The 25079-nt window shown below is 67.1% G+C and carries 22 protein-coding genes, 1 tRNA gene and 1 riboswitch; of the genes, 8 read left to right on the top strand and 15 right to left on the bottom strand.

Translation table 11 applies throughout. From position 1 onward, the window contains the following. Positions 1-81: 81 nt before the first annotated feature. Positions 82-1281: a hypothetical protein gene (locus tag GO591_RS01945; protein WP_157155262.1), complete on the bottom strand. Its 1200-nt coding sequence runs from the start codon at positions 1279-1281 to the stop codon at positions 82-84. Between the two features lie 201 nt (positions 1282-1482). Next, positions 1483-1604, top strand: a riboswitch (FMN riboswitch). Between the two features lie 66 nt (positions 1605-1670). Between GO591_RS01945 and ribD the strand changes: the two genes are divergently transcribed. The 5 genes from ribD (at position 1671) to GO591_RS01920 (ending at position 6636) form a co-directional block, all read left to right on the top strand. Next, the gene (gene ribD, locus GO591_RS01940) at positions 1671-2693 is read left to right on the top strand and encodes a bifunctional diaminohydroxyphosphoribosylaminopyrimidine deaminase/5-amino-6-(5-phosphoribosylamino)uracil reductase RibD (protein WP_157155261.1); all 1023 of its coding nucleotides are present in this window, start codon (positions 1671-1673) and stop codon (positions 2691-2693) included. Beyond that, on the top strand, positions 2694-3365 hold the full coding sequence (locus GO591_RS01935; protein ID WP_157155260.1) for a riboflavin synthase: 672 nt from the start codon (positions 2694-2696) through the stop codon (positions 3363-3365). Further along, positions 3362-4642, top strand: coding sequence for a 3,4-dihydroxy-2-butanone-4-phosphate synthase (gene ribB, locus GO591_RS01930; protein ID WP_157155259.1), 1281 nt, complete (start codon positions 3362-3364; stop codon positions 4640-4642). Before GO591_RS01935 ends, ribB begins: the two co-directional genes overlap by 4 nt. After that, on the top strand, positions 4639-5109 hold the full coding sequence (ribH, locus tag GO591_RS01925) for a 6,7-dimethyl-8-ribityllumazine synthase (RefSeq protein ID WP_157155258.1): 471 nt from the start codon (positions 4639-4641) through the stop codon (positions 5107-5109). Before ribB ends, ribH begins: the two co-directional genes overlap by 4 nt. Positions 5110-5274: 165 nt before the next feature. Next, positions 5275-6636, top strand: coding sequence for an MFS transporter (locus GO591_RS01920; protein WP_157155257.1), 1362 nt, complete (start codon positions 5275-5277; stop codon positions 6634-6636). Between the two features lie 108 nt (positions 6637-6744). On the opposite strand, the gene GO591_RS01915 is transcribed toward GO591_RS01920, so the two are convergent. The 3 genes from GO591_RS01915 to GO591_RS01905 are packed head-to-tail and all read right to left on the bottom strand — an operon-like array spanning position 6745 to position 9391. After that, positions 6745-7575, bottom strand: coding sequence for an ABC transporter permease (locus GO591_RS01915; protein WP_232466239.1), 831 nt, complete (start codon positions 7573-7575; stop codon positions 6745-6747). Then, a complete protein-coding gene (locus GO591_RS01910) occupies positions 7572-8468 on the bottom strand; it encodes an ABC transporter permease (RefSeq protein WP_157155256.1) in 897 nt (298 codons plus the stop codon). Before GO591_RS01910 ends, GO591_RS01915 begins: the two co-directional genes overlap by 4 nt. Further along, entirely contained in the window at positions 8465-9391 is a 927-nt protein-coding gene (locus GO591_RS01905; protein WP_157155255.1) for an ABC transporter ATP-binding protein, read from the bottom strand. The genes GO591_RS01910 and GO591_RS01905 overlap by 4 nt, the downstream gene beginning before the upstream one ends. Before the next feature lie 99 nt (positions 9392-9490). On the opposite strand from GO591_RS01905, the gene GO591_RS01900 reads away from it, so the two are divergent. Then, positions 9491-11392: an ABC transporter ATP-binding protein gene (locus GO591_RS01900; protein ID WP_157155254.1), complete on the top strand. Its 1902-nt coding sequence runs from the start codon at positions 9491-9493 to the stop codon at positions 11390-11392. Between the two features lie 91 nt (positions 11393-11483). Here the strand turns inward: GO591_RS01900 and GO591_RS01895 are convergent, their stop codons facing one another. Continuing rightward, positions 11484-14510: a glycoside hydrolase family 38 N-terminal domain-containing protein gene (locus GO591_RS01895; protein WP_157155253.1), complete on the bottom strand. Its 3027-nt coding sequence runs from the start codon at positions 14508-14510 to the stop codon at positions 11484-11486. A 134-nt stretch (positions 14511-14644) separates the two neighbouring features. Here GO591_RS01895 and GO591_RS01890 point away from each other — a divergent pair, with 134 nt between their 5' ends. Further along, positions 14645-14872 (top strand): hypothetical protein, encoded by a 228-nt coding sequence (locus tag GO591_RS01890; protein WP_157155252.1) that lies wholly within the window; start codon positions 14645-14647, stop codon positions 14870-14872. Here GO591_RS01890 and GO591_RS01885 read toward each other — a convergent pair whose 3' ends face one another. From GO591_RS01885 to GO591_RS01865, 5 genes are all read right to left on the bottom strand, one after another. Beyond that, positions 14873-15673 carry a TrmH family RNA methyltransferase gene (locus GO591_RS01885; protein WP_157155251.1) on the bottom strand — a complete coding sequence of 267 codons (801 nt, stop codon included), beginning with the start codon at positions 15671-15673 and terminating at the stop codon, positions 14873-14875. Between the two features lie 52 nt (positions 15674-15725). Then, a complete protein-coding gene (locus GO591_RS01880; protein WP_157155250.1) occupies positions 15726-16730 on the bottom strand; it encodes a hypothetical protein in 1005 nt (334 codons plus the stop codon). Positions 16731-16835: 105 nt separating this feature from the next. Further along, positions 16836-17402 carry an isochorismatase family protein gene (locus GO591_RS01875; protein ID WP_157155249.1) on the bottom strand — a complete coding sequence of 189 codons (567 nt, stop codon included), beginning with the start codon at positions 17400-17402 and terminating at the stop codon, positions 16836-16838. Between the two features lie 18 nt (positions 17403-17420). Further along, complete coding sequence (gene dacB, locus GO591_RS01870; protein WP_232466238.1) at positions 17421-19241, bottom strand: D-alanyl-D-alanine carboxypeptidase/D-alanyl-D-alanine endopeptidase; 1821 nt, start codon at positions 19239-19241, stop codon at positions 17421-17423. An 87-nt stretch (positions 19242-19328) separates the two neighbouring features. After that, complete coding sequence (locus GO591_RS01865; RefSeq protein ID WP_157155248.1) at positions 19329-19958, bottom strand: hypothetical protein; 630 nt, start codon at positions 19956-19958, stop codon at positions 19329-19331. 451 nt (positions 19959-20409) lie between these two features. Between GO591_RS01865 and GO591_RS01860 the strand changes: the two genes are divergently transcribed. Next, on the top strand, positions 20410-20907 hold the full coding sequence (locus GO591_RS01860; protein WP_232466237.1) for an RNA polymerase sigma factor: 498 nt from the start codon (positions 20410-20412) through the stop codon (positions 20905-20907). A 54-nt stretch (positions 20908-20961) separates the two neighbouring features. Here GO591_RS01860 and GO591_RS01855 read toward each other — a convergent pair whose 3' ends face one another. The 5 genes from GO591_RS01855 to GO591_RS01835 form a co-directional block, all read right to left on the bottom strand. After that, positions 20962-21342 carry a YybH family protein gene (locus GO591_RS01855; RefSeq protein ID WP_157155246.1) on the bottom strand — a complete coding sequence of 127 codons (381 nt, stop codon included), beginning with the start codon at positions 21340-21342 and terminating at the stop codon, positions 20962-20964. A 169-nt stretch (positions 21343-21511) separates the two neighbouring features. After that, positions 21512-21587: transfer RNA gene (locus tag GO591_RS01850), tRNA-Thr, on the bottom strand. Positions 21588-21632: 45 nt separating this feature from the next. Next, positions 21633-22250 carry a TetR/AcrR family transcriptional regulator gene (locus GO591_RS16015; RefSeq protein WP_157155245.1) on the bottom strand — a complete coding sequence of 206 codons (618 nt, stop codon included), beginning with the start codon at positions 22248-22250 and terminating at the stop codon, positions 21633-21635. A gap of 55 nt (positions 22251-22305) precedes the next feature. Further along, positions 22306-23814 carry an alpha/beta hydrolase gene (locus GO591_RS01840; RefSeq protein WP_157155244.1) on the bottom strand — a complete coding sequence of 503 codons (1509 nt, stop codon included), beginning with the start codon at positions 23812-23814 and terminating at the stop codon, positions 22306-22308. Continuing rightward, on the bottom strand, positions 23811-24962 hold the full coding sequence (locus tag GO591_RS01835) for a DNA polymerase III subunit delta' (RefSeq protein ID WP_157155243.1): 1152 nt from the start codon (positions 24960-24962) through the stop codon (positions 23811-23813). Before GO591_RS01835 ends, GO591_RS01840 begins: the two co-directional genes overlap by 4 nt. Positions 24963-25079 lie beyond the last annotated feature (117 nt).

Raw genomic sequence — 25079 nt, 5'->3', positions numbered from 1 at the left:
GCCGGCGAACATGCGGTGTTTCTCACACCATGCGGTGCTATATAGCGGCGCATGGTGTGAGTAAGTGCGCGCGGTTGCCGGTTACTGCAGGGTTGCCGACAGGTCGGGGCTGCCGTCCGGAAGCGCCGGAACCGGTTGTCCGTTGACGTAGCGGGGCCAGGCGAGTCCCCCGGCCGGGGCACTCAGGTCAGGCAGTCCGTTCGGTAGGGCGGGGACCGGCTGGCCGTTGGTGTAGCGCGGCCACTCGAGCTGCATCGGCTGCGCCGCCGGGGCAACAGGTGCCTCGATGGGCGGCACCGGCGCCGCGGCGTCCGGAGCGACGAAGCCTCCGGCAGCGACGGGCTGAGGCGCAACCGGCTGAGGAGCAGGCACGCCGTAAGTCGGCTGAGGAGCAGGAACACCGTAAGCCGGCTGAGGAGCAGGAACACCGTAAGCCGGCTGAGGAGCAGGAACACCGTAAGCCGGCTGAGGAGCAGGAACACCGTAGGTCGGCTGAGTCGCGGGAACGCCATAGGTCGGCTGAGGCGCAGGCACTCCGTAAGCGGGAGCGGCGGCAGGGACGGGCGCCTGCGGTGCAACCGGCGCCGGGGAACCTGGCTGCGGGTACGCCTGCTGCAGGTATCCAGGCGCGTGAGCAGGGTTGTACGGCTGCGGCGCCGGACGCGCCGGGCGGTGGAACAGCACATAGACCAGCGGGATCAACACCGTGCCCAGCACGTCGAGGATGGCCACGGCGAACAGGATGCGCCAGAAGAACTCGCCGAGCTCCAGATCGGGCAGCAGTGCCGGCACAGACAACATCGCGGCGAGGATGACGACAAGGCCGAACGTCACCTTGTTGACGCTGCTCATCACCGGCGAAACGAACTTCGATTGCTGAACGATCAGCAGGTGCACGTGCAGCAGCGCGATGCGCGCGACCAGCACGAGCCACCCCCAGGCGAGGAAGTCTGCCAGCAGGCCGGTCGACGCGATCGGGAACCAGAGCTTGAACATTCCTGCCGCGAACAGGTACACCGAGATCCCGGCTGAGGCGAAGCCGAACCACGTCGCGCGCTTCGCTGACACCTCGGCGTCGTACCAGCTCATCAGCGAGAACAGGATGAACAGCACCACGGTGCCGAGCAACCGCCACGACAGGGAACCGAACTCTCCCACCAAGACAGACACCACCGCCACCAGAGCGGCGCCGACCACCGATGCGACGATCGACTTGAGGACGAGCATCCTCGCCCGATTCGGTGCCGACGTCTTGTCGGGGGCGTCTGTCACATCTGTCACAGTGGGGGCCTTTCTCTGGCGGGTGCTTGATCAAGCATCTGAACGATTCAGCGAAAGCTACAGAAATACTCAGCTCCGCTGCACACGTTAGCGGGAGACCGCTTCACAGGGGCTTGTTTCGGTGTCTGCTGGGGAGAAATCCGCACTCCCGGGAATAAGTCCGCGCGTACCGCGTTTGAGTATGCTGAATGTTGAAGTAATAACGTGCTCCGGGGTCGGTGAGAGTCCGAACCGGCGGTGATAGTCCGCGAACCTCCCTATGGGGGCCGATCCGGTGGAATTCCGGGACCGACGGTTAAAGTCCGGATGGGAGGCAGCACGGCGCGTCCACACGCGCAGGTCGCACGACCGCTAATCGACCCCCGGAGCCCGTTTAGGGAAGGACCGGGATGATCACGAGCGACGCTCTCGAGGCGGCTATGCGGCACGCGCTCAGCCTCGCCGCGCACGGCCCGACTCACGGCGGCAACCCTCAGGTCGGCTGCGTGCTGCTCGACCCTGACGGCGTCATGGTGGCCGAGGGCTGGCATCGCGGCGCGGGCACTCCCCACGCCGAGATCGATGCGCTCGCAAAGGTTCCGGATGCCTCCGGCCTCACCGCGGTCGTCACCCTCGAGCCCTGCAACCACACCGGCCGCACGGGTCCCTGCGCCGGGGCGCTCATCGAAGCCGGCATCAGCCGCGTGGTCTACGCCGTCGCCGACCCGGGCAACGAGTCCAGTGGCGGTGCCGCCCGCTTGCGCGCAGCCGGCATCCAGGTTGAAAGTGGCGTGCTCACCGACGAGGCCGAACAATTCCTGCACCCCTGGCTGACCTCGATGCGCCTCGGCCGGCCGTACGTGATCGCCAAATGGGCGTCCACCCTGGACGGTCGCGCAGCGGCCGCGGATGGCACGAGCCAGTGGATCACCGGCACTGCCGCCCGGCAGCGCGTGCACGAGCAGCGCGAACAGGCGGACGCGATCCTCGTCGGCACCGGCACCGTACTCACCGACGACCCGGCGCTGACCGCACGCGGTGACGCAGGCGAGCTCATGGAGCACCAGCCCATCCCCGTCGTCATCGGCGAGCGCGCGGTCCCCGAGAACGCCCGGCTACGGCAGCACCCGCGGGGTGTGCTCGAGACCGGAACCCGGGACCTGAAGACCGTGCTCGACGACCTCCGCAGCCGAGGCATCCGGCGCGTGTTCATCGAAGGCGGCCCCACCCTGACCAGCCGATTCATCGAAGCGGGCCTCGTCGACGAGTACCTCGTCTATCTGGCGCCGGCACTGCTCGGCGCCGGCCGGCCCGCCGTCGGCGAGATCGGCGTAGACACCATCGGCGACGCCCGCCGACTCACCATCCACCGCGTCGACCAGCTCGGCGAAGACTTGCTCATCACTGCTCGCCCGAAAGAAGGACAGCTTTAAATGTTCACCGGAATCATCGAAGAAATCGGCGAGATCCTCGCCTGGGAGCAGGGGACGGATGCCGGCCGCCTGACCGTGCGCGGCCCGCTCGTCGTCAGCGACGCCTCGCACGGCGACTCCATCTCAGTCAGCGGCGTCTGCCTCACCGTCATCGACCAGGGCGACGACTGGTTCACCGCGGATGTGATGGCGCAGACCCTGACCATGAGCACCCTCGATGGCGTGCAGCCAGGCCGCAAGGTCAACCTCGAGCGCGCCGCCGCGGTCGGCGACCGGCTCGGAGGCCACATCGTGCAGGGCCACATCGACGGCACCAGCGAACTGCTGAGCATCACCGAGGGCGACGCCTGGCGAGTGCTGCGCTTCAGCCTCAACCCCGAACTCGCGTTGCTGGTCACCACCAAGGGCTCAATCGCCATCGACGGCATCTCGCTGACGGTCTCGAATATCGGCCGCGACTGGTTCGAGGTGTCGCTGATCCCCGAGACCCTGAGCGCAACCACCCTCGGCGAGCGAGTCGTCGGCGACCGAGTGAACATCGAGACCGACATCCTGGCCCGCCACGTGCTGCGGCTCGTCGACCTGGGCGTGCTGCCCCCGGTCGAGACGCTGTCCGAAACCCGGGTCGCGACGAGCTCGACCAGCGAAAAGAACGAACGGAGTGACGCATGAGCCTCACCGACATCCCCACCGCCCTGAACGCGCTGCGCGCCGGCCGCCCGGTCATCGTCGTCGACGACGAAAGCCGTGAGAACGAGGGCGACGTCGTAATCGCCGCGGAGCTCGCCAGCCGCGAGTGGATGGCCTGGATGGTGCGGGTCAGCTCCGGCTTCATCTGCGCCCCGATGACCAACGAGATCGCCGACCGGCTGCAGCTGCCGCCGATGGTCAGCATCAACGAGGACCCGCGCGGGACCGCGTACACGATCACCGTCGACGCGGCCAACCGGCTGTCGACCGGCATCAGCGCCTCCGACCGCGCGCACACCCTCCGCGTGCTCGCCGACCCGGAGTCGACTCCGGCCAGCCTGTCCCGCCCGGGCCACATCGTGCCGCTGCGCGCCGTGGACGGCGGCGTCCGCGAGCGCGACGGGCACACCGAGGCATCCGTAGACCTGATGAAGCTCGCCGGCCTGACCCCGGTCGCCGCGATCAGCGAGATCGTCGCCGACGACGGCGAAATGATGCGCCTGCCGGGCCTGATCGCTCTCGGCGAGCGCGAGGACGTCCCGGTGGTCACTATCGGCGCACTCATCGAGTACCTGGAGACCTCCCCTGATCCGCGCACCGAGAACGTGGACTCGATCCCGGAGTCGCTGCGAATCGACTTCGAGGTGGAAACCACGGTGCCGACCATGCACGGCGACTTCCGGGTGCGTGCTTACCGCGACCGACAGACCGGCGCCGACCACGTCATGTTCATCTCGGGTGAGCTGAAGGACGACGCTCTGGTGCGGGTTCACTCCGAGTGCCTGACCGGCGAGGCGTTCGGCTCGCTGAAGTGCGAGTGCGGTCCGCAGCTGGATGCCGCGCTGGAGACGGTGAAGAGCCAGGGCGGCGCGGTGATCTACCTGCGCGGCCACGAGGGCCGCGGGATCGGCCTGATCAACAAGCTCCGTGCCTACCGCCTGCAGGAGGACGGGCTGGACACCCTCGACGCGAACCTCGCGCTCGGGCTGCCGGCGGACTCCCGTGACTACACCGCCGCGGTCGCCATGCTGCATGACAACGGCCTGAAGTCGATCAAGCTGCTCACCAACAATCCCGAGAAGGTGCGCCAGCTCGAGGAACGGGGCATTCAGGTCTCCGAGCGGGTGCCACTGATGGTCGGCCTCGACGACCGCAACCAGGGGTACCTGGCCGCCAAGCGCGACCGGATGGGTCATCAACTCCCCGACGACACGATCATGAACGCTCACCTCAGCGAGAAGAACGGACACACACTATGAGCGGCCACGGCGCCCCCACCATTTCCTCCGACGGCACCGGCCTCAAGGTCACCGTCGTCGCAAGCCTCTGGCACACCGAGATCATGAACGGTCTCATCGGCGGCGCCCGCCGCGCGCTGCAGGCGGCGAACGTCGAGATCACCGAGGTGCGCACCGCAGGCAGCTTTGAGCTGCCCGTGGTCGCGAAGGCCGCGCTTGAGAACGGCGCGGACGCGGTCGTCGCCCTCGGCGTGATCATCCGCGGCGGCACACCGCACTTCGAGTACGTCTCCGCGGCGGCCACCGACGGTCTCACCCGAGTCGCCATCGAGACCGGAAAGCCGGTCGGCTTCGGGGTGCTCACCGTCGATGACGAGCAGCAGGCGCTCGACCGCGCAGGCCTCCCCGGATCGAAAGAGGACAAGGGCGTCGAGGCGGCCGAGGCCGCGGTTGCGACCGCGTTGGTGCTCAAACAGCTTAAAAGCTGACTTTCACTGATTATTCGTACGCATGGACAACGCGTACACTAAGGGGGTTCGTCACAAGCGAACCCCCTTCTCTTTGCAGCAGTGTCGCTCGAACTCTCGCCGCGCGACCCCTGCGCCTGCGTTTCGAGCCCGCAACAGTCTCATCCGTTTCGGAGCTTTCTTCCTATGTCACAAACCGTTGCGACGCCTCAGACCGTCGCTCCCGCCAATCCACGCGGCCGGGTCATCATGGCCAGCCTCATCGGCACGACCATCGAGTTCTATGACTTCTATGTCTACGCAACCGCGGCCGTGCTGGTGTTCCCGCACCTGTTCTTCCCCACCGGCGACGCAACCACCGCGCTCCTCTCATCGTTCGCTGTGTTCGGTGCGGCGATGGTCGCCCGCCCGCTCGGCGCGGTGTTCTACGGGCACCTGGGCGACAAGCGCGGTCGCAAGACCACCCTGGTCGCGGCACTGCTCACCATGGGTATTGCAACGTTCCTGATTGGTTTGCTGCCGACCTACGCCCTGGTCGGTTGGCTCGCACCCGCGCTACTGGTGCTGATGCGCCTCGCGCAGGGCTTCGCCCTCGGCGGAGAGTGGAGCGGCGCGGCTCTGGTCGCGACCGAGAACGCCCCCAAGGGCAAGCGCGCCCTGTTCGGCACTTTCCCGCAGTTGGGCGCACCGATCGGCTTCATCATCGCGAACGGCCTGTTCCTGATCATCGCGGCCATCCTGCCGTCGGAAGACCCGTCGATGCCCTCTGAGGCGTTCCTCGATTGGGGCTGGCGCATCCCGTTCCTGTTCTCGATCGTCATGGTTGCCGTCGGCCTCTGGGTGCGTCTGCGCCTGGTCGAGAGCCCCGCGTTCAGCAAGGCTGTCGAGACGGGCACCGTCAGGAAGCTGCCGCTCGGCGCCGTGCTGAAGAACAACTGGCGCGAGCTCATCCTCGGCACCCTATTCATGCTGGCCACCTACGTGCTGTTCTACCTGATGACCACCTTCTCGCTGAGCTACGGCCGTGCGCCGGTGGCCCCGGAAGATGCCAGCGTCCTGCCCGGACTTGGCTACAGCTACACCACGTTCGTGCTGATGCTTATCGCCGGTGTTGTCTTCTTCGGTATCTTCACCCTCGTCTCCGGCCCGCTGGCCGACAAGTTCGGCCGCCGCAAGACGCTGATCTGGGTCACTCTCGGCATCATCGCCTTCGGCCTGGTCTGGGTCCCGCTGCTCGGTGCCGGCTTCGTCGGTGTGATGGCGTGGCTGATCATCGGCTTCTCGCTGATGGGCATGACCTTCGGCCCTATGGGTGCGCTGCTGCCGGAACTGTTCCCGACCACCGTGCGCTACACCGGTTCGGGCATCTCGTACAACGTGTCCTCGATCCTCGGCGCCGCGGTCGCCCCGTTCATCGCCGTCTGGCTGTGGGGCCTCGGCGATGGCAGCCCGTTCCTGGTCGGCATCTACCTCGCCGTGATGGCCGTGATCACCCTGGTCGCGCTGATCATCGGCAAGGAAACCAAGGACAACGACATCAACGCGTAACCACTCCCGTTGGTCGAGCTTGCCGAGACCGGTCTCGGCAAGCTCGACCAGCGGAGTTGGAGGAACGCCCTCGCCTCGTGCGGGGGCGTTTCTGCGTTCAACGCGCGATCAGTCGAGGAAGAGGGCCCGCAGCCGCCTGGTGGTGAGCGTCAGCCCGAGCACCACCATGACCACGTAGTAGAGCACGTGCCAGAGCATCCCTATTGAGATCACCCCGGTGGTCAGTCCGCGCACCAGTTCGACGCCGTGCCAGAGCGGCAGCGCCTGGATGATCCACTGGATCCACTCCGGGTACACCGACAGCGGGTAGAAGGTGGCCGAGAACAGGAACATCGGCAACAGGATGAAGCTGATCCAGTCCATCTGCTGGAACGTCTTCATGTAGCTCGTGATGCCCATGCCGAAGCTCGCGAAGCCGAACGCGATGAGCACCACCGCCGGGAGCGCAAGCACCGCCGTCCAGGCCAGGTTGAGCCCGAGCACCTGCATGATCAGCATGAATCCACAGGCGTAGAGCAGCCCGCGCGCCAGAGCCAGCAGAATCTCGCCGAGCGCGACATCGAACGGCCCGAGCGAGGTGGCCAGCATGCCCTGGTAGAGCTTGCCGAAGTTCATCTTGAAGAACACATTCCACGTCGAGTCGTAGATCGCTCCGTTCATCGCCGCCACCGCGAGCAGGGCCGGCGCGATGTAGGCGGCGTACGACACCTCCTCACCGCTCGAGGTGGTCACCCCGCCAACGAGGCTGCCCAGCCCGATGCCCATCGCGAGCAGGTAGAACACCGGCTCGAAGAACCCCGACACCACGACCAGCCAGTTGGTCTTCGCGGCCGCCAGCCATCCGCGCCGCATCACCGAGCGCGCGTTGCCGGCGTACAGCGCCGGCAGCAGCCAGCCCCGTCGGAGGGATGCCACGGGCTTGTTTTCGGTGAGAGTCACTTGTTCAACCTCCGAGCCGCGACCCGACGGGTGACTGCCCAGCCCCAGGCGAACAGCACCGTGAGGTAGACCACGTGCACGACGCTCAGCCAGAACGGCTCCTCGTAGCCATACGCGGCGACGCGCGCCAGTTCGGTGCCATGCCAGAGCGGCGAGATCCAGCCGATCCACTGCAGGTAGATGGGCAGCGTGTCGAGCGGGAAGAACGTTCCCGAGAACAGCGTCATCGGCAGCACGATGAAGCGCATCACCATCGCCAGCTGCCCGGCGTCGTCTTCGAGCGTCGACGTGTACGCCATGATCAGCGCCCCGAAGCCGAGTCCGGCAAGGGTGGCGATGAAGATGGTGAGGAAGCCCCAGGGCGACGGAACCGCCCCGAAGAAGAGCATGAAGACGTAGTAGATCGCGGTCTGCGCGAGCATTCGCACGGTCACCGAGATCACGATGCCGTCAATAATCTGCCCCGCCGAGATCGGGGCAGCGTTCATGCCGAAGAACACCGGGTTCCACTTGAAGCCGAGCATGATCGGGTAGGTGAACTCCTCGGTGGCGACCGTGACCGCGGCGCTGGCCAGCAGTGCCGGGGCGACGAAGGTCAGGTAGCCGACCTCGCCCATCGCGCCTTCGCCGAGGTTCTGGTCGACGATGGTGGCGAGCCCGACCCCGAGCGCGTACATGTACAGCAGCGGGTTGCCGATGCTGGTCACGATCACCGTCTGCGCGTAGGCGCGCATCACCCGGAAGCGGTGCTCAGCGACATACCAGGCACCGAAGCGGCGTGGCTTGGTGCCAGCCGCGACGGCCCCCTCGCTGGTCGAGCCTGCCGAGACCTCACCCCCGCTGGTCGAGCCTGCCGAGACCCCGCCCGCGGCATCCGGCGTCTTCTCGCTCATTCGATCAAGCTCCGTCCCGTCAGCCGCAGGAACACATCCTCGAGGCTGGACCGACGCACGAGCGACGTCAGCGGATGCAGGCCCAGGTCGGTGAGCCGCTCCAGCACTCTTTCGCCGCTCTCGCTGTAGACGAGCACGCGGTCGGGCAGCACTTCGATCCGGTCGCCGAGGCCGGCGATGCGCTCGGCGGCAGCTGCGTTTCGGTCCGACCCGAAGCGCACCTCGAGCACCTCCCGCGACGAGTACTGCCGGATCAGGGAGGCAGGGGTGCCCTCGGCCATGATCTGGCCCTTGTCGACCACAATGAGCCGGTCGCAGAGCTGTTCTGCCTCGTCCATGTAGTGAGTGGTGAGCACCAGGGTCGTGCCTTGCTCCTTGAGCCGGAACAGGCGGTCCCAGAGCACGTGCCGGGCCTGAGGGTCGAGGCCGGTGGTCGGCTCGTCGAGCAGCAGGATCTTCGGGTCGTTGATCAGGGCGCGCGCGATGGTGAGCCGCCGCTTCATGCCGCCGGAGAGGTCGTCGACCTTGGACTTGGCTTTGTCCTCGAGTTGCGCGAAGGCGAGCAGCTCGTCCGCCTTCTTACCGAGGTACGAGGCGGGCAGCCCGAAGTACCGGCCGTACACCACGAGGTTGTCCTTCACCCGCAGTTCGGTGTCCAGGTTGTCGGCCTGCGGCACGACGCCGAGTTGCGACCGGATCTCCGGGCCGTACTCATCGGGGTCGAGGCCCAGGATCGACAGGTCGCCCTCGGTGCGGGTCGATACGGCGCCGATCATCCGCATCGTCGTCGACTTGCCTGCACCGTTCGGTCCTAGAAGTCCGAAGGACTCCCCCGGCGCGACTTCGAACGAGATTCCCCCCACTGCGGGGAACTCCTTGTACTTCTTCACGAGGTTTGAAGCGGTGATGACAGGCGCTGGCACGAGATACGAGCGTAGACCCTGGCGGCGACATTCGCCCCTGTCATTCTCCGTGAGTTTGAAATCTTCTCGCCCAGCCTGCGCGGCTACTCTTGTTGCGACATGAGTGACACCCGCACGCGGCCGCGGCGCGGATTCGGGCGCAAGCCCGATGATGGTCCCCGCGCCACCTTCCGCCAGCTGCTTCCCTATATCACCGAGCACAAAGCCGTCCTCGGGTGGGTGATCCTGCTGAGCATCATCGGTGCGGCCGCGACACTCGCGCAGCCATTGCTGGTGAGCCAGGTGATCACCCGCGTCGAGGCGAGCGAGCCGCTCGACTCCTTGGTCTGGATCCTCGCCGGGCTGGTGGTTGCCGCCGCGCTGATCAGCGGCTTCCAGCACTACCTGCTGCAGCGCACCGGGACGAGCGTCGTGCTCTCGGCTCGACGCCGACTGGTGTACCGGATGCTGCGGCTTCCGATCAAGGAATTCGACCGTCGGCGCACCGGCGACCTGGTCTCCCGCGTCGGCTCGGACACCACCATGCTCTACGCGGTGATGACCCAGGGACTCATTGACGCCATCGGCGGCGCACTGATCTTCGTCGGCGCCCTCATCGCGATGCTGCTCATCGACCCGGTGCTGCTCGGCCTGACCGTGCTCGTGATCACTTTCTCCGTGGTGATCGTGGTGCTGCTGAGCGGCCGCATCCGCAAGGCCAGCCAGGCGCAGCAGCAGAAGGTCGGGGACCTGGCCGCAAGCGTCGAGCGCGTGCTCAGCGCCATCCGCACGGTGCGCGCCGCGAACGCGACCAACCGCGAAACCGAGATCGTCGACGAGGAGGCACGCGGCGCTTGGCGCATGGGCCTCAAGGTCGCCAAGATCTCGGCGCTCGTGGTCCCGGTCGCCGGCATCGCCATGCAGGTGACTTTCCTCACTGTGATCGGCGTGGGTGGGTTCCGGGTGGCGACCGGGGCGATCACCATCGCCGCTTTGGTGTCGTTCATCATCTTCCTGTTCATGATGATCGGTCCGCTCGGCCAGGCCTTCGGCGCGGTCACCTCGGTCAACCAGGCGCTCGGTGCGCTCGGCCGGATCCAGGAGATCATCGAATTGCCGAGCGAGGACGAGGCGGATGTCGCCGGCCGCCCGGTCGCCGCGATCGAGTCCGACGACGCGATCAGCTTCGAGGAGGTCGAGTTCACCTATCCGGCCGAGCCGCCGGTCGAGCCCGCCGAGGGTCGCGACGGAGGTCTCGACAAGCTCGACCAGCGGGATGGGCTCAACCTGCGGGATGGGCTCAACCCGCGGGATGCGGACGAGCCTGGCGAGATCCGCGACCGCACCGTGCTGCGCGGCGTCTCGTTCTCGGTGCCGCGCGGGCAGCGGATCGCCCTGGTCGGCCCCTCCGGCGCGGGCAAGTCCACGATCCTCGCGCTGATCGAGCGGTTCTACGACCCGACCGCTGGCGTCGTGCGCATGGGCGGCGTCGACGTGCGCGCGCTCGACCGCGCCGAGCTGCGTGGACAGATCGGTTATGTCGAGCAGGACGCGCCGGTGCTGGCCGGCACGATCCGCGACAACCTCATCCTCGGCACTCCCGACGCCACCGACGAGCAGTGCGTCGACGTGCTGCGCTCGGTGAACTTGATCGGCGTGCTCGAACGCGACGAGCGCGGTCTGGACGCGCAGGTCGGCGAAGACGGCGTGATGCTCTCGGGCGGTGAGCGCCAGCGTCTGGCGATCGCCCGCACGCTGCTCTCGGCTCCCCCGATCCTGCTGCTCGACGAGTCGACGTCGTCGCTCGACGGGCTCAACGAACAGCTGCTGCGGGAGGCGATCGACGCCGTCGCCGAGAATCGCACGTTGATCGTGATCGCGCACCGGCTGTCCACCGTGGTGGACAGCGACCAGATCGTCGTCCTCGAGCAGGGTCGTGTCGTCGGTGTCGGAACGCACTCCGAGCTGGTCGTCTCGACCCCGCTCTACCGCGACCTGGCGAAGCACCAGCTGCTGGTCTGATGCGCGGACGTCCTTCGTCTGAGCCACTTGGTCACGGTTGAGCCACCGCGCGCTGGCTCAGACGCGGCAGGGTGGCGCAAACGCCCAACGGCTACCGACGGAACCTGAGGGTCACCAGCTGGAACGGCCGGAGTTCGAGTCGCCACGAGCCGTCTGCCGACCGTCCGAGCACGTCGCCCGACGGGCTCAGCGATCGTTCGAGCAAGTCGGTCTCCCAGACATCCGCCACCTCGAACCCGGCGCTCAGATCCGCGACGGCCCGGCCGCCGTGCGCCTCGTATAGCCGCACGATGACATCGCCGCTCTGGTCTTCGGCCAACTTGACCGCCTCGACCACGACGCCGTCGCCGCGCACTCGCAGCAGCGGCTCAAGCGCCTCGGCACCGACGCCCACCACCGAACGCAGTGGCAGGTTCAACCGGTAGCCCTCTTCGATCGCCTCCGGGATGCCGACCCCCGGTGCAACCGCGACCCGCAGCCGGTGCTCGCCTTGGTCACTCTCCGGATCCGGGTACAGCGGGGCACGCAGCAGGGACAACCGCACCGTCGTCGACCTGCCCTCTCCGGAGCGCCGGATGTCGTGCCCATAGGTGGAATCGTTCGCCACAGCCACGCCGTAGCCGGGCTCGCCGATGTGCACCCAGCGATGGGCGACGGTCTCGAACCGAGCGGCATCCCACGACGTGTTCGCGTGGGTGGGCCGGAGGATGTGGCCGAACTGGATTTCGGACGCCGCCTGCGCGGCCTGCACGTCGAGCGGAAAGGCGAGTTTCAGCAGCTTCTGCCGCTCGTGCCAGTCGATCGCGAACTCCACTTCGAGGGCTCGGGCCCTGGCGTCCAGGGTCACGGTCTCCTCGATGGAGGACGACCCGAACCGCCGGGTGATTCGCACCGACGCCTGGTCGGGTCCGGCCGCCACGATCTCGATGCTCTCGGCCGCGCGCAACTCGGTCATCGTGCGCACGTAATCGGCGTCGATATCCCAGGCATCCCATTGCCGTGGGGTATCCCGGAACAGCTGCAGCACCTTCGCGCCCTCGCCGGCCGGGATGGCCTCGCGCCCGGTCGCGAGATCCCGCAGCGACACCAGCAATCCGTCCGCGTCGAGGGTCGCCTCCAGCCGATCGTTGCGGAACACGAACCCGCCATCGACCGAGCTGACGGTGGCGGTCCCGGCGACGGGGGCCGCCTCGGCAGCGGCGAGCGCGATCACGCCACGCTGGGCGAACGGGCCTGAGTTCAGCGCCAGCATCCGGCTTCCCTCACCGGCGAGCGCCCGCACCGAGCGGTCGATGACCTGCTCGAGGCTGACCCGAACCTCGTCGTAACGGCGTTCGGCCTCGCGGTGCACCCAGGCGATCGAGGAGCCGGGCAGGATGTCGTGGAATTGCAGCAGCAACACGGTGTGCCAGGCCTGCTCGAGCGTCTCGTAGGGATACTCGGCGACGCCGCGCACTGCGGCGGTTGCCGCCCACAGTTCTGCTTCGCGGAGCAGGTGCTCGCTGCGCCGGTTGCCGCGTTTGGTTCGCGCCTGTGAGGTGTAGGTGCCGCGGTGGAACTCGAGGTACAGCTCACCCGACCAGACCGGGGGATGAGGATACTCAGCCTCGGCGGCCTCGAAGAAGCCGCGCGGGCTCGACAGCAGCACCTTCGGCGATCCTTCGAGCGATGCGGTGCGCCGGGCGGCCGCGATCATCTCTTCCGTCGGTCCGCCGCCGCCGTCCCCCCAGCCGAACGGCACCAGCGACGTGTTGGCGACGCCCTTCTCGGAGTACTGGCGTTGCGCCCTGGCCAGGTCGGCGCCGGAGAGTTCTGAACTGTAAGTGTCCACCGGCGGAAAGTGCGTGAAGATACGAGTGCCGTCGATGCCCTCCCAGTGGAAGGTGTGATGCGGCATCACATTGGTCTCGTTCCAGGAGATCTTCTGGGTGAGGAACCAGCGCGACCCCGCCGCCCGGGCGATCTGCGGCAGCGCCCCCGAATAGCCGAACGAGTCGGGCAGCCACACCTCGAGCGGCTCGACTCCGAACTCCTCGATGAAGAACCGCTTGCCGGCGACGAACTGACGCGCGAGCGCCTCGCCACCGGGCAGGTTGCTGTCTGATTCCACCCACATGCCGCCGACCGGCACGAACGAGCCCTCGGCCACCCGCCGGCGAATCCGCTCGAACAGCTCGGGATAATGCTCCTTCAGCCAGGCGTACTGCTGGGCGGATGACGCGGCGAACACGAAATCCGGATGCTGCTCGATCAAAGCATCGACATTGGAGAAGGTGCGCGCCACCTTGCGAACCGTCTCCCGCAGCGGCCACAGCCAGGCGCTGTCGATGTGCGCGTGGCCGACCGCATGCACCCGATGCGAGCTGTGCCAGGCGGGCGCGGCGAGCGCCGGGGCGAGTACCTCCCGGCCGGCCTGCGCGGTGCCGGCGACATCGTGTGGGTCCACCGCATCGACGGCGCGGTCGAGGGCACGCAGGATCTCCGCCCGCCGGGGCAGCGTAGCCGGCAGTTGGGCGTACAGTCCGTGCAGCGTCCAGAAGTCTTGCCCGAGCTCCCAGACGACGGTGTCGCGCAAGGCGATGTCGATGCGGGTGAGGCGGTACATCGGCTGATCCCCCGCTGTTTCCGGGTCACCCATCGCCGTCGGTGCAAAGGTCCAGGCCTGACTGAGGTCAGGGTTTGAGGCGGCTTCGACGTAGACCGTGAACGTCTCGCCAGGGGCAACGGCCAACGGGACCGAGGTGTTCAGGGGTTCCACCGCCTTGATGATCGAACCGGCCTCGGAGAACACCATGCCCTCAGCCTGAAATCCTGGGATCGCCGAGTTGAAGCCGAGGTCGATGACCAGTTCCACTCGGGCGCCCGCAGCATCCGCCCACCCGGCGGGAACCATGCCGGTGACCTTGAACCAGGTCGTGCCCCACGGCCGCCCCCAGGCGACGCCGGCCCGGACCGGCTCGAACTGCTGCGCGATCGCGTGCTCAAACGGAACCGGCTCGCCGGGAGCCTCCCAGCGCTCGACGTGCGCGGGAACGCTTTCGCGGATGATCGCCGGCTGCAGCCGCTCGGTGACGAACCGGTTGATCCGCATCTGAACGAGCCGCGCATCGTCGTGCATGTGATCACTATGCCGCGCGCCCCCCTCCACAGGAATGCCGGATGCTCACTCATCCACACGATCGAGCCCGTTGGACCGAGCACTTCCGCTGGCCACAACTAGTCTTCCCCCGATATCGGCAGCACACTGGAGGGGTGATCGCGTTGACCGAGGCGCAGGTGTGGACGGTGATCGCGGTGCTTGCCGCTACGCTCGCCGGCTTTGTCACGCTTACGGTCACTCTGATCATGCGCACGGTCACCGCTCAGATCGAGGGCTTGCGCCACGAGATGAATGCCCGCTTCGAGGGGATGAACCATCGTTTCGACGCACTCGACCGCGACGTGCAGGCGCTCACCCGCCGGGCGTTCGACGGCGAGTAATCACTGGGCGAGTGCATACATAGCCACCGCAGACGCGGCTGCGACGTTCAGCGAATCGATGCCGTGCCGCATCGGAATCTGCACCACGGTATCCGCCGCTTCGATCGCAGCATCCGTCAGCCCCTCCCCCTCGGTGCCGAGCACCAGGGCGACCCGCTCGGGAGCCCGCGCCGAGAACTCGCGCAGCGAGACGGAATCGTCCGTGAGCGCGAGCGCGGCAATGTGGAATCCGGATGCCTGCAGCAATTGCCTCGTCGAGGGCCAGTCACCCACCCTGGTCCATGGCACCTGCAGCACGGTGCCCATACTGACCCTGATGGCGCGGCGATAGAACGGGTCAGAGCAGCGCGGCGTGACCAGCACCGCGTCGGCGCCGATGCCGGCCACGGAGCGGAAGATCGCGCCGACGTTGGTCGGGTCGACGACGTTCTCGAGCACGACCACCCGGCGGGCGTCGCGGATCAGCTCGGCCGGATCCGGCAGCGCCGGGCGGTGCATCGAGGCGATCAGTCCGCGGTGCAACACGTAGCCGGTGAGTTCGGCGAGCAGTTCGCCGGGGCCGGAGAAAATCGGGATGTCGAAGCCGCGCGTGGCTTCGAGCGCGTCCTCGACCGACCCGCCGAGCGCCAGCACCGAGCGCGGCACGTGACCTGCCCGGATCGCGCGCTCGAGAACGAGCAGAGACTCGGCGAGGTAGAGGCCATGCTCGCTGGACTGTGCCTTCTTCAGCGCGACGTCGGTGAGGTGGGCGTAGTCGACCAGGCGCGGGTCGGAGAGGTCGCTGATCTGGGTGACGGGCACGCCTCGATTCTCGCAGTCCGCGGTCACCGACCAGTCATCACCGACCGGTCCGTCATAGCCCCGCCGGCGCAAGAAGAAGCCGGGCGATGATCACACCGATCACCCCGGAGGCGATCGTCACGACCCTGGCCAGCATGCCTTCCTCGAATGGCCACTGATAAATTCTCTCGGCCCTCTTCTCCAGCGTCTCCGCGGCGGTCAGCAAGCCAACGTTGTGCTGGAGTTCTTCGGGGGTCAGCGGTCCCTGCACCCGCTCGTAGGCGTCGCGGTAAAGGGCCAGTACGCGGGCAAGCTCGCGACGCTTGACCGCGACCATCCGCCGATGCAGCTTGTGCAGTGACAGGAAGAAGGTGATCACTCCGGCAAGGAGCACAGCACTGCTGACCAGGACGGCAGAAAGGTCGGTGACGCCGGTGAGCAGCAGTGGGCCGAGGATGCCGGCCAGCATCAGGAACCCGGTGAACGCGATGCCGCCGATCGGTTGCAGGCCGAGGCTGCGGTCTCCGTCGTAGGTGAGCGGGATGTCGCCCAGCCTGCCCAGCCCGACCTGAAGCACGAGGTAAGCCCAGGCTGCCGTGCACATCGGAATGCCGATCACGAGCCAGGTCACCCCTTGCACCAGCGCACCGCCCGGCGACCCGGCCACCAGCTCGTCAGAGGGCAGCACTAGGGCGATGACGACGGTGGTCACCAACGGGACGATTGCGTTGCCGAGTGCGCTGAACACGCGATCGGCTCCGGTATCCGTGATGTGAGCCGCCACGACCGGGATCGCCCTGACCCGATTCAGATCGGCCTCGATCCGCGCCGCGCCCCAGATCGAAAGCAGGATCGCGACTGACACCGCTGCGCGGTTGAGGATGTCCACCGGCCGAAGTCCCGCCGGGTCATCGGTGACCCCCAGAGCCACCACAACGAGAAGGTTCAGCCAGGGAACGAGCGCCCAGGTCGCCGCCCACGACCAGTTCGGCCCGGGCAGACGATCGAGAATCCGTTCGGTCAGTGGCCGGCGCGCACGAGGCGCCAGGCGTTCGGATGCGCTTGCCGGTTGTTCCATCGACTCGCCCCGCCTCCCGCAACGCTGCGATCGGATGCACCATCCAGTTGACCGTCGGAGTCGACGATCTGCAAGGGGCGCCGAGGATGCCGAGACGCCGAAGCGTCAGTCGGTGACGATCTCAGCACCGGCCGAGCGCATCTCGGCGAGCGCGGCCTTGCTCGATTCCGGACCGACGCCGGTGACCATCCTGGTTAGCACTCGCACCTGCCGGCCGGCCCGCAACGCATCCATCGCCGACGCGCGCACGCAGTGGTCGGTGGCGATGCCGACGACGTCGACGTGGGTGACGGCCAGGTCATCCAGCGTGCTGACCACGGCATGGCCGTCGTCGGTAGTCCCGTCGAAGATCGAGTAGGCAGGCTTGCCCTGCCCCTTCTTCACGTGCACGTCGACCTTGCTCGTGTCCAGGGCAGGGTGATACTCGGCGCCTGGCGTGCCGCTCACGCAGTGCGGCGGCCAGGTGCCGACAAAATCCGGCTTGTCAGAGAAATGACCGCCGTTGTCGTTGTCGGCATCGTGCCAGTCCCGGGAGGCGAACACGTGATCGTAGTCGTGCTCGGTGAGCCACTGGGTGATGCGCTCGGCGACGAGGGCGCCGCCGTCGCAGCCGAGCGCCCCGCCCTCGGTGAAGTCGTTCTGAACGTCGATGATGAACAGCGCCCGAGTCATATCGAAAGACTACGCGCGTCAGTGGTTGCTGAGGTTGTTGCCGCAGCTGTACACCCCGGCGGTGAGGCTGTCGAGCGCGGGCATGGCCGTGGCATCCCCGGTTCCAACCGCGTAGAAGGCGAAGGCCAGCTGACTGCCGTCGGCGGCATGCACGATGCCCGCCAGGGTGCGGCCGGTCTGGATCCAGCCGGTCTTCGCGTTGACGTAACCCTTGGCGACTGCGGCATCCCCGGTGAAACGGGAGGCCAAAGTGCCGGTGCGCCCGGAGATCGGCAGGGTGTCGTACATGACCTTGAGGTGCTGCTCCCCCGCCACAGCCTTCGCCATCAGCTGGGCGACGTATACCGGGGCGACCCGGTTGTGCTCGCTGAGCCCGGAGCCGTCACGGATGACCATGCCTGTGGTCGGGATGCCATACGAGGACAGCGCCCCCGCATACGCCTGCTGCAGGGAGGCGAAGGTGCCTGGCAGCCCCTGCTCGATGGCGATCAGCCGGGCCAGCATCTCGGCGAGGGTGTTGTCGCTGAGGTCCATCATCTGCCCGATCAGCGTGGACACGGGCTGCGACTGCACGCTGGCGAGATCAGCGGCGCCGTCCCCCGCAATCCCGGTCGTGGTCGACCGCACCTCGATACCCTCGGCAGCCAGGGCGGCCTTGAACGCATCGCCGGCGCGGCCGATCGGGTCGGTGCTGCGCGGGCTGGTGTTCTTGTTCGGGTCGGCCCGGTCGGCGTCGACCTGCAGCGCGGTGACCTCGGACATGTAGCCGACGGTCTGCTGGCGGCGTTCCCAGCTGCCATCCCACTTGTCGGCCGGATCCCACAGGTTCGCGTCGAGGATGAGGTCAACGCTGGTCACCTCGGCGGGCAGGCTCGCGCGCACCTGCGCTGCCAGGTCGCTCAGCTTCGGGGCACCGCGGTAGAAGCTTTGACTGCCTGGTCCGACCTGGCTCAGGGTGGCGTCGCCGCCGCCGACGAGCACGATCGACTCCGGGGTTGGACCGGCCTGCACGCTGGTGGTGATGCGGTATTCCGGCCCGAGCGCGGCGAGAGCCGCGGCCGCGGTCACCGTCTTCATGACGCTCGCGGTGCGCTCCGGAGTGGTGGCGTTGCGGTCGAAGAGCACCTCGCCGGTCGCCGCATTCAGCACTGAGGCGTGCAGATTGGCGAGCCTCGGATCGCCGGCCAGTCCGGCAACGGTGCAGGTGCGCAGCGGCGTCGCTGCGGGCGCCGGAGACAGCACCGGCCGGGCGGGTTCGACGGTCGGGGTCGGCGAGGGTACGGGGGCGGCCACGGCCGCTGGTTCCGCGGGCGCACTGTTCAGCCCGGCCGCGACGGCGCCGGTGCCGGCGAGCACGAACGCGAGGCTGAGTCCAGCCGCAAGCCAGGCCTTCGGATGCCGTCGGAACACGCCTCCGATGCCACCGCCTGCATCGCCGTCATCGCCGTCATCGCCGGAGCTGCCACCTCCGTTCCCGCCGCCGTGCCCGTTGTCACCGGGTCCGCCGATGCCACCGTTACTGTCGCCGCTGCGGGATGGAAGCACGGTGGTCGGGGCGTCGCTGCTGAAGAACGGTGCGGATGTCGCGAACGCCTGCGTCTGCGTCTGGTGTGCCTGCAGTCGCGGCGTCGGCTGGCCGGCCGCGGGCATCGCCTGGGTCGGCAGGTCAACAGCCGAACGGGCGGGTGCTGGCAGATCGACGGCAGCCATCGCCTGGGTTGGCAAATCAACGGACGGCATCGCCTGAGTCGGGATTCCGGCGGTCTGCGCCTTTTCCGCCTCTCGAGCAGCGCGGCGTGTCATCGGCGCCTCGTCGGCCGGCGGGAGCGGGTGAGTCACCCACCCATGATAGGGGCGGCCGGGAAACGCCTTTGTCCCCTCCGCTGATCGAGCTTGTCGAGATCTACGAGCTCGATCAGTCACCGATCAGCAGCTGCCTAGGCTGGCTCCGGCACGGGCAAGGGAGACGGGTTCATCGGGTGATCCGCCGTGCGTCATCGCGAACCGCACACAGAGCCCGGAGACATCCATATCCGGCGCATAGAGCGCCGAACGGTGCGGAGCGGAGTCCCACCAGCGCTGGGCGACGATCGCGCCGGTGTTGTCGGTGCCGCCCGCGAGATTGCTGTCGCAACCGACATCGGCAGCGCCATCACTGCGCACGGATCCGCGGTGGCCCCAGGCGCTCAGTGGGTCGGTGCTGGGGTCCTCGGCCATCCAGACCAGTCGCGCCTCGATGCAGTCGTCGAAGCGGAACGCCTCGACCGGCAACACCGGCAGGCAGTTCTCGGCACGAATGGCGTTGTACTCGTGCGCGAAGGATTGCAGGTCACCGTCGGCGGTGCGCGACACGCCGTGTTCGAACATCCCGCCGGGAACGGAAAGAACCTCATAGGCTTCAGCGGCGGGAGCGGCAACGCAACTCCCCGTCGCCTCGGGGAACTCGGCCGAGGCTGGCGCACCGGCCGCGGCTGGCGCACCGGCCGCGGCTGGCGCACCAAAAAGGTATGCACCGGTAAGTGCAACGCTTGCGGCGCTGATCCAGATAATTCGCATCGAGCACACCTCCCATCCATGGGCTGGTTGTTCTGGCCGATCCCATCCGTGGGCTGGCCGTTGGGGCAAAACTAACCGCGAAAAGACGCGGCTCACAATGCCTCCGGGGTACAGATGGAACCGATTCCCCTCCTACTGGGGGTGCGTTTTCACGCCCAAGTCCGCCATCTGGGGGACAGCCCTGAACCCCGTTCTCTGCCAAGCAGCCCTCGCGGTCGAAAGTGCGACGTCGCCCCGTTGTCGAGCTCTGCGGGCCTGGTCAAGGTGGTGATAGTCGGCCACTGCGGAAGCTTTACGGCGGTGGGGGGTTAACACGCATGGCACCTCGAAATGAATCGCGGTTCCGAGGAGTTTCCGTCAGCAGTTCGATGCTGACGGCGAGTGGATATGGGCAAGATGAATGACAGCTAGCGTGCATGGATCCCGAACCGTCGACGATGGCCGGCGTGCCGTGCTTCAGGAGCTCATCACGGCCGACCCGCACCGCTTGCGGCGGCGGACGATGTCACTGGGCGTGCACTTCAGCGATGCAGATGACGTGGCGCAAAATACACTCCTGCGTGCCTGGCGATCGATAGAGCAGCTCGAGTCTCCCGATCCCGGGCAGATGTGCTCCTGGCTTGACGTGATTGCCCGCAATGCAGCAACCGACTTCTCCCGCCACATGATGAGGCGCCCAGCCGACGAGTTGGATGAAGACATCCCCGATAGCTCGAATGTCGCCGATGAAGCCCTGACGCGCCAGCTTCTCGACGGCGCGCTCCAGGCGATCCAATCGCTCCCGACGGGCCTGCGAGATCCCCTGTTGCTTAGCGTTGTTGACGGGCTCTCCGCGAGCGAGATCGCTGAAAAGCTCAACACGTCCCCGGCTGCGATCCGGCAGCGAATCACTCGCGCCCGCAAGTCACTCTCGGCCTGCAAGCACTCGGGCATGTCAGAGGACGCTTAACGTGACAGTGAGCTGGCCCCGGTCCGGGGCCAGCTCACAGGCGGAGTTCGGAGCTTACGCGGTGCCGAACGGGTTATCGATGACGTAGCGCCAGCCGTGCTCGTCGTCGTAGACAGCGACATCCGCGGTGGTGCCGGCGAGAGCAATTTCGGAGCCGTCGGGGCCGGTGCCGTTGATCGTCCAGTCGGCAATGGCGAGGCCGGTGTTGCCGGTCTGAAAGACATTGCGAACGGTCATGGTGATCGGCAGGTTCAACGAGAGGAACTGTTCGAGCGCTGCGCGAACGTTCGCCTCGCCTTCGACGGGCTGACCGGGTGCGGGCACGAAAACAACCTCCGCAATGTTCAGCGCTACGAGTCCGTCGAGGTCGCGGGCGTTGAATCGCTCTGCGAATGCGAGGTTCAGCTGGTTCAGTTCGTTGACTATGGAGGCCATGTCGACTTTCCTTTCAATGCGTTTGGGTGAGGCCGCTTTTGGGCCTTCATAGAGAAAGACGCTTGCGCACGGAAAGTGTGACAACAGTCACCGAAGAAGTTCGATCAACCCGAACTGGCGACCGAGTACTTCATCGAGCACTTCGAGGGGGCCAGTGTGGAGGTGGAATTGGAGCCGCCCAAGGGAATCGAACCCTTGACCTTCTCATTACGAGTGAGATGCTCTGCCGACTGAGCTAGGGCGGCGTGACGACCGACCAGGTCGGCGACACAGCAAGTCAGCTTAGCCGATTAACGAGCCGCCGCGGTTGCAGCAACGTCAGCGAGACCATCGAAAGCGTCGCGCAGACAGTCGGTCAGCTGGCGTTCGGGCGAGCCATCGGCCCACAGCCCCCACGCATGCCGCATCACACCGAAGGCGACCATGGTGATCAGGTGCGCCCGATTGGAGCGATCAGGCTCCTCCGGGTTTTCTGCCATGATCCGGCGCTCGACGACTGCCTGCAGTTCGTCCTCGAACTGGTGCATGCTCGCCATCCGCAGGGTGAGCAGCCGCGGGTTGCCCTTGACCAAGTCGCGGCGCAGCTGCAGGGTTTCCCGATCCGGCGACATGCCCTCTGCGGCCTTCACCATCAGCGCTCCCAGATCCGAGACGATCGGGCCGCGAGCCTCAATGAATTCGCTGATCGCCGCCTCGTCGGGCAATTGAGGCCCATTGTCGAGCAGGGCAGCTTCCTTCGAGGGGAAGTAATTGAAGAACGTGCGCGGCGAGACATCCGCCTGGCGGCTTATCTCGTCGACCGTGACGGAATCGAGCCCGCGTTCGAGGACCAGCCGGACCGCGGCGTTCTGGATCGCTCGCCGCGTGGCCAGTCGCTTGCGCTCGCGCAGGCCGAGTTCAGAATCCACGGCCTAATTATTGCATGCCATGCAAATTTGCAGTCCCGGGGTTGCCCCCGCACGCTCAGCAGTTCGGGTCGGCCTCCGGCACCGTGCCATCGATGAGGTAACCCTCAACCGCGTTCTGCACACAGTCGTTCGATTTGTTGTACGCCGTGTGGCCCTCGCCGTTGTAGGTGACCAGGTGTCCGTTCTCGAGCTGGTCCGCCATGTTCACCGCCCACTGGTACGGCGTTGCGGGGTCGCCCGTGGTGCCGACGACGAGCAGGTCCGACGAGCCCTCCGCGGCGATCGCTGTGCGCTCGCGCTCCGACTCGAATGGCCAGTCAGCGCAGCTCACGCCGTACGACATCCGCGGGCCGAAGGCGGGGGCGATCTCCGCCAGCTTCGCCGCATTCTCGTGCAACGTCTCGTTGCTGTACTCGGCCTGGTAGTCGAGGCAGTTGATGGAGAGGAACGCCTCGGTCTGGTTGGACTGGTAGGTGCCGTCCGCGGCACGGTCGTAGTAGGTGTCGGCGAGCAGGAATGCCGTCGTGGTCTCGCCAGACAGGACCTCGTCGAACAGGATCTTGAGGTACGGCCAGTTGCCGACGTTGTACAGCGGCAGGATGATCGCGGTGAACATCGTGTTCCCGCTGAGCATGCGCCCATCCGTGTGCCGCAGCGGGCTCTCATTCAGGCTGTCGAGCAGCACGTCGATCAGTTCCATGGACTGGTCAACGGTGCCCTGGAACGGGCAGTCGTCGGCACCCAGGCAGTCGGCGAGGAACGCCCGCATGGCGTCCTCGAACCCCTTCGCCTGGGTCGCTGTCACATCGAGCTCACTGGTCGCCGGATCGACCGCACCGTCAAAGACCATGCGACCGGTGTTCTCGGGGTACAGGTCGGCGTAAGTGGCGCCGAGCAGGGTGCCGTAAGAGTAGCCGAGGTAGTTGAGGTCGGAGTCGCCAAGCACCGCCCGCAGCAGGTCCAGGTCACGCGCGGCACTCACAGTGTCGACGTGCTCGAGCAGCTCGCCCGTGTGCTCGAGGCAGGCCTGGGCGAACTCGGCGGACGATGCCTTGATGTCTTCGATCCAGGCATCGGTTCCCACCGGCAGGTCGGAAACCCCGTAGATGGCCTCATCCAGTTCGGCCGGCTGGTCGTAGCAGTCGACCGCCGAGGACTTGTTCACGCCGCGGGGGTCGAAGCCGACGATGTCATAGCGCGACTGCAGTTTCTCGCTGGTCGCGAAGTCGACACTGTCCATGATGAAGTCGTAACCGGATGCTCCCGGGCCACCGGGGTTGACCAGCAGCGATCCCAGCCGGTCACCCGTGGCCGGATGCCGCACCAGGGCGAGTTCGATCTCGGCATCGGCGGGGTTCTTCCAGTCCATCGGCGCCTTCGCGGTCGTGCACTGCAACCCGTCGCCGCAGGATTCCCACTGCAGCACCTGGTTGTAGAACGGCTGCAGCTCCGCGGCGACCTGCTCGCCGGTGGGCGTCGACGTGGTGCTCGGCGGCGCGGACACGCAGCCGGTGAGGGCGAGCAGCGTCAGCACACCAATCGCCAGAGACTTCAGGTGGTTCACGCGCGGGCGTCCTTCCGAGTGGCCGAGATGAGCATGGCCTCAAGCGCGAGGGCGGGAGCCACGTTACCGTCGATGCGTTCCCGTGCCGTGCTGATCGCATCCATCACGGCGAGGGTCTGCGCCGGTGTCCGCCGTTCGGCGGCGACCTGCAGGGCGTCCCGGATGGCGGCATTGATCAGGTCACCGTCGACACCGAGCTGGATCAGCAGCAGGTCGCGGAAGACCGACGCCAGATCGACGAGGATGCGGTCGATGCCGTCGCGCAGGCTGCGCGTCGCCCGCCGCTTCTGGTCCTCCTCGAGGTTCTTCAGCTGGGCACGGAGCGCCGGCGGGATGGAGCCACCGGGTTCGATGCCGAGCGAGCGCAGCGCCTGCTCACGCTCCTCCTCATTGCGTTCGGCGGTGACCGCGGCGCCGTCGTCCTTGGCCAGGTCGAGCAGTTTTCCGGCGGCGATGACCGCGTCGGACACGGAACGGATGTCGAGCACCAGGTCGATCGTCAGCTGCCGGCGCTTGCGGGCGTCCTCGTTGGTGGCCAGACGCCGGGCCATGCCGATGTGGCTCTGCGCCTCGCGGGCGGCACGCAGGGCGACGTCGTCGGGGATACCGTCCCGGCGGCTCAGCAGCGCCGCGACATCCGTCACCGCGGGCGTGCGCAGGCGCACGGTCCGCACGCGCGACCGGATGGTCGGCAACAGGTCGGCCTCGCTCGGGGCGCAGAGGATCCAGACGGTGCGCGGTGGCGGTTCTTCGAGCGACTTCAGCAGCAGGTTGGAGGTGCGCTCCACCATGCGGTCGGCGTCTTCGATGACCATCACCCGGTAGCGGCTGACGCTCGGCGAGTGGTAGGCCGAGCGCACCACGTCGCGTACGTCGTCGATCTTGATGATCACGTTCGAGGTGGACAGCGCGGTGAGGTCGGGGTGGCTGCGGGCGTCGACCTGGGTGCGCACGGCCTCTTCGTCGGCGTCGATGGACAGCAGCGCGGTGGCGAAGGCGTAGGCGAGGTTCGACCGGCCGGAGCCGGGCGGGCCGGTGATCAGCCAGGCGTGCGTCATCCCGGTCTCGCCGGTTTCGGCGGCCGCGGCGGCCTGCCGGAAGACAGCGATGGCGTCGTCTTGCCCCGTCAGTTCGTCCCAGACCGCCATGCAACTAGCCTAGGGGCCGCGCCTGACAGCGACCGTCTGATGGGCTCGCCAGGCTGTGGAGAGTGCACGGCCTGCCGTAGCTGTGGACGGCTCGCTGCGGGATCGACTGGCGGCGGT

The organism is Diaminobutyricimonas sp. LJ205 (genome assembly GCF_009755725.1).
In the GTDB taxonomy this organism is placed as follows: domain Bacteria; phylum Actinomycetota; class Actinomycetes; order Actinomycetales; family Microbacteriaceae; genus Ruicaihuangia.
Note: the sequence above shows the minus strand (reverse complement) of the source record. Positions and strands in the feature narration are given on the sequence as shown.

What these genes read in the sequence shown, in the direction of transcription:
- ribD (WP_157155261.1), top strand. Translation starts at nt 1,671, where the DNA reads ATGATCACGAGCGACGCTCTCGAGGCGGCTATGCGGCACGCGCTCAGC.
- GO591_RS01935 (WP_157155260.1), top strand. Translation starts at nt 2,694, where the DNA reads ATGTTCACCGGAATCATCGAAGAAATCGGCGAGATCCTCGCCTGGGAG.
- ribB (WP_157155259.1), top strand. Translation starts at nt 3,362, where the DNA reads ATGAGCCTCACCGACATCCCCACCGCCCTGAACGCGCTGCGCGCCGGC.
- ribH (WP_157155258.1), top strand. Translation starts at nt 4,639, where the DNA reads ATGAGCGGCCACGGCGCCCCCACCATTTCCTCCGACGGCACCGGCCTC.
- GO591_RS01920 (WP_157155257.1), top strand. Translation starts at nt 5,275, where the DNA reads ATGTCACAAACCGTTGCGACGCCTCAGACCGTCGCTCCCGCCAATCCA.
- GO591_RS01910 (WP_157155256.1), bottom strand. Translation starts at nt 8,468, where the DNA reads ATGAGCGAGAAGACGCCGGATGCCGCGGGCGGGGTCTCGGCAGGCTCG.
- GO591_RS01900 (WP_157155254.1), top strand. Translation starts at nt 9,491, where the DNA reads ATGAGTGACACCCGCACGCGGCCGCGGCGCGGATTCGGGCGCAAGCCC.
- GO591_RS01895 (WP_157155253.1), bottom strand. Translation starts at nt 14,510, where the DNA reads ATGCACGACGATGCGCGGCTCGTTCAGATGCGGATCAACCGGTTCGTC.
- GO591_RS01880 (WP_157155250.1), bottom strand. Translation starts at nt 16,730, where the DNA reads ATGGAACAACCGGCAAGCGCATCCGAACGCCTGGCGCCTCGTGCGCGC.
- GO591_RS01875 (WP_157155249.1), bottom strand. Translation starts at nt 17,402, where the DNA reads ATGACTCGGGCGCTGTTCATCATCGACGTTCAGAACGACTTCACCGAG.
- GO591_RS01865 (WP_157155248.1), bottom strand. Translation starts at nt 19,958, where the DNA reads ATGCGAATTATCTGGATCAGCGCCGCAAGCGTTGCACTTACCGGTGCA.
- GO591_RS01855 (WP_157155246.1), bottom strand. Translation starts at nt 21,342, where the DNA reads ATGGCCTCCATAGTCAACGAACTGAACCAGCTGAACCTCGCATTCGCA.
- GO591_RS01835 (WP_157155243.1), bottom strand. Translation starts at nt 24,962, where the DNA reads ATGGCGGTCTGGGACGAACTGACGGGGCAAGACGACGCCATCGCTGTC.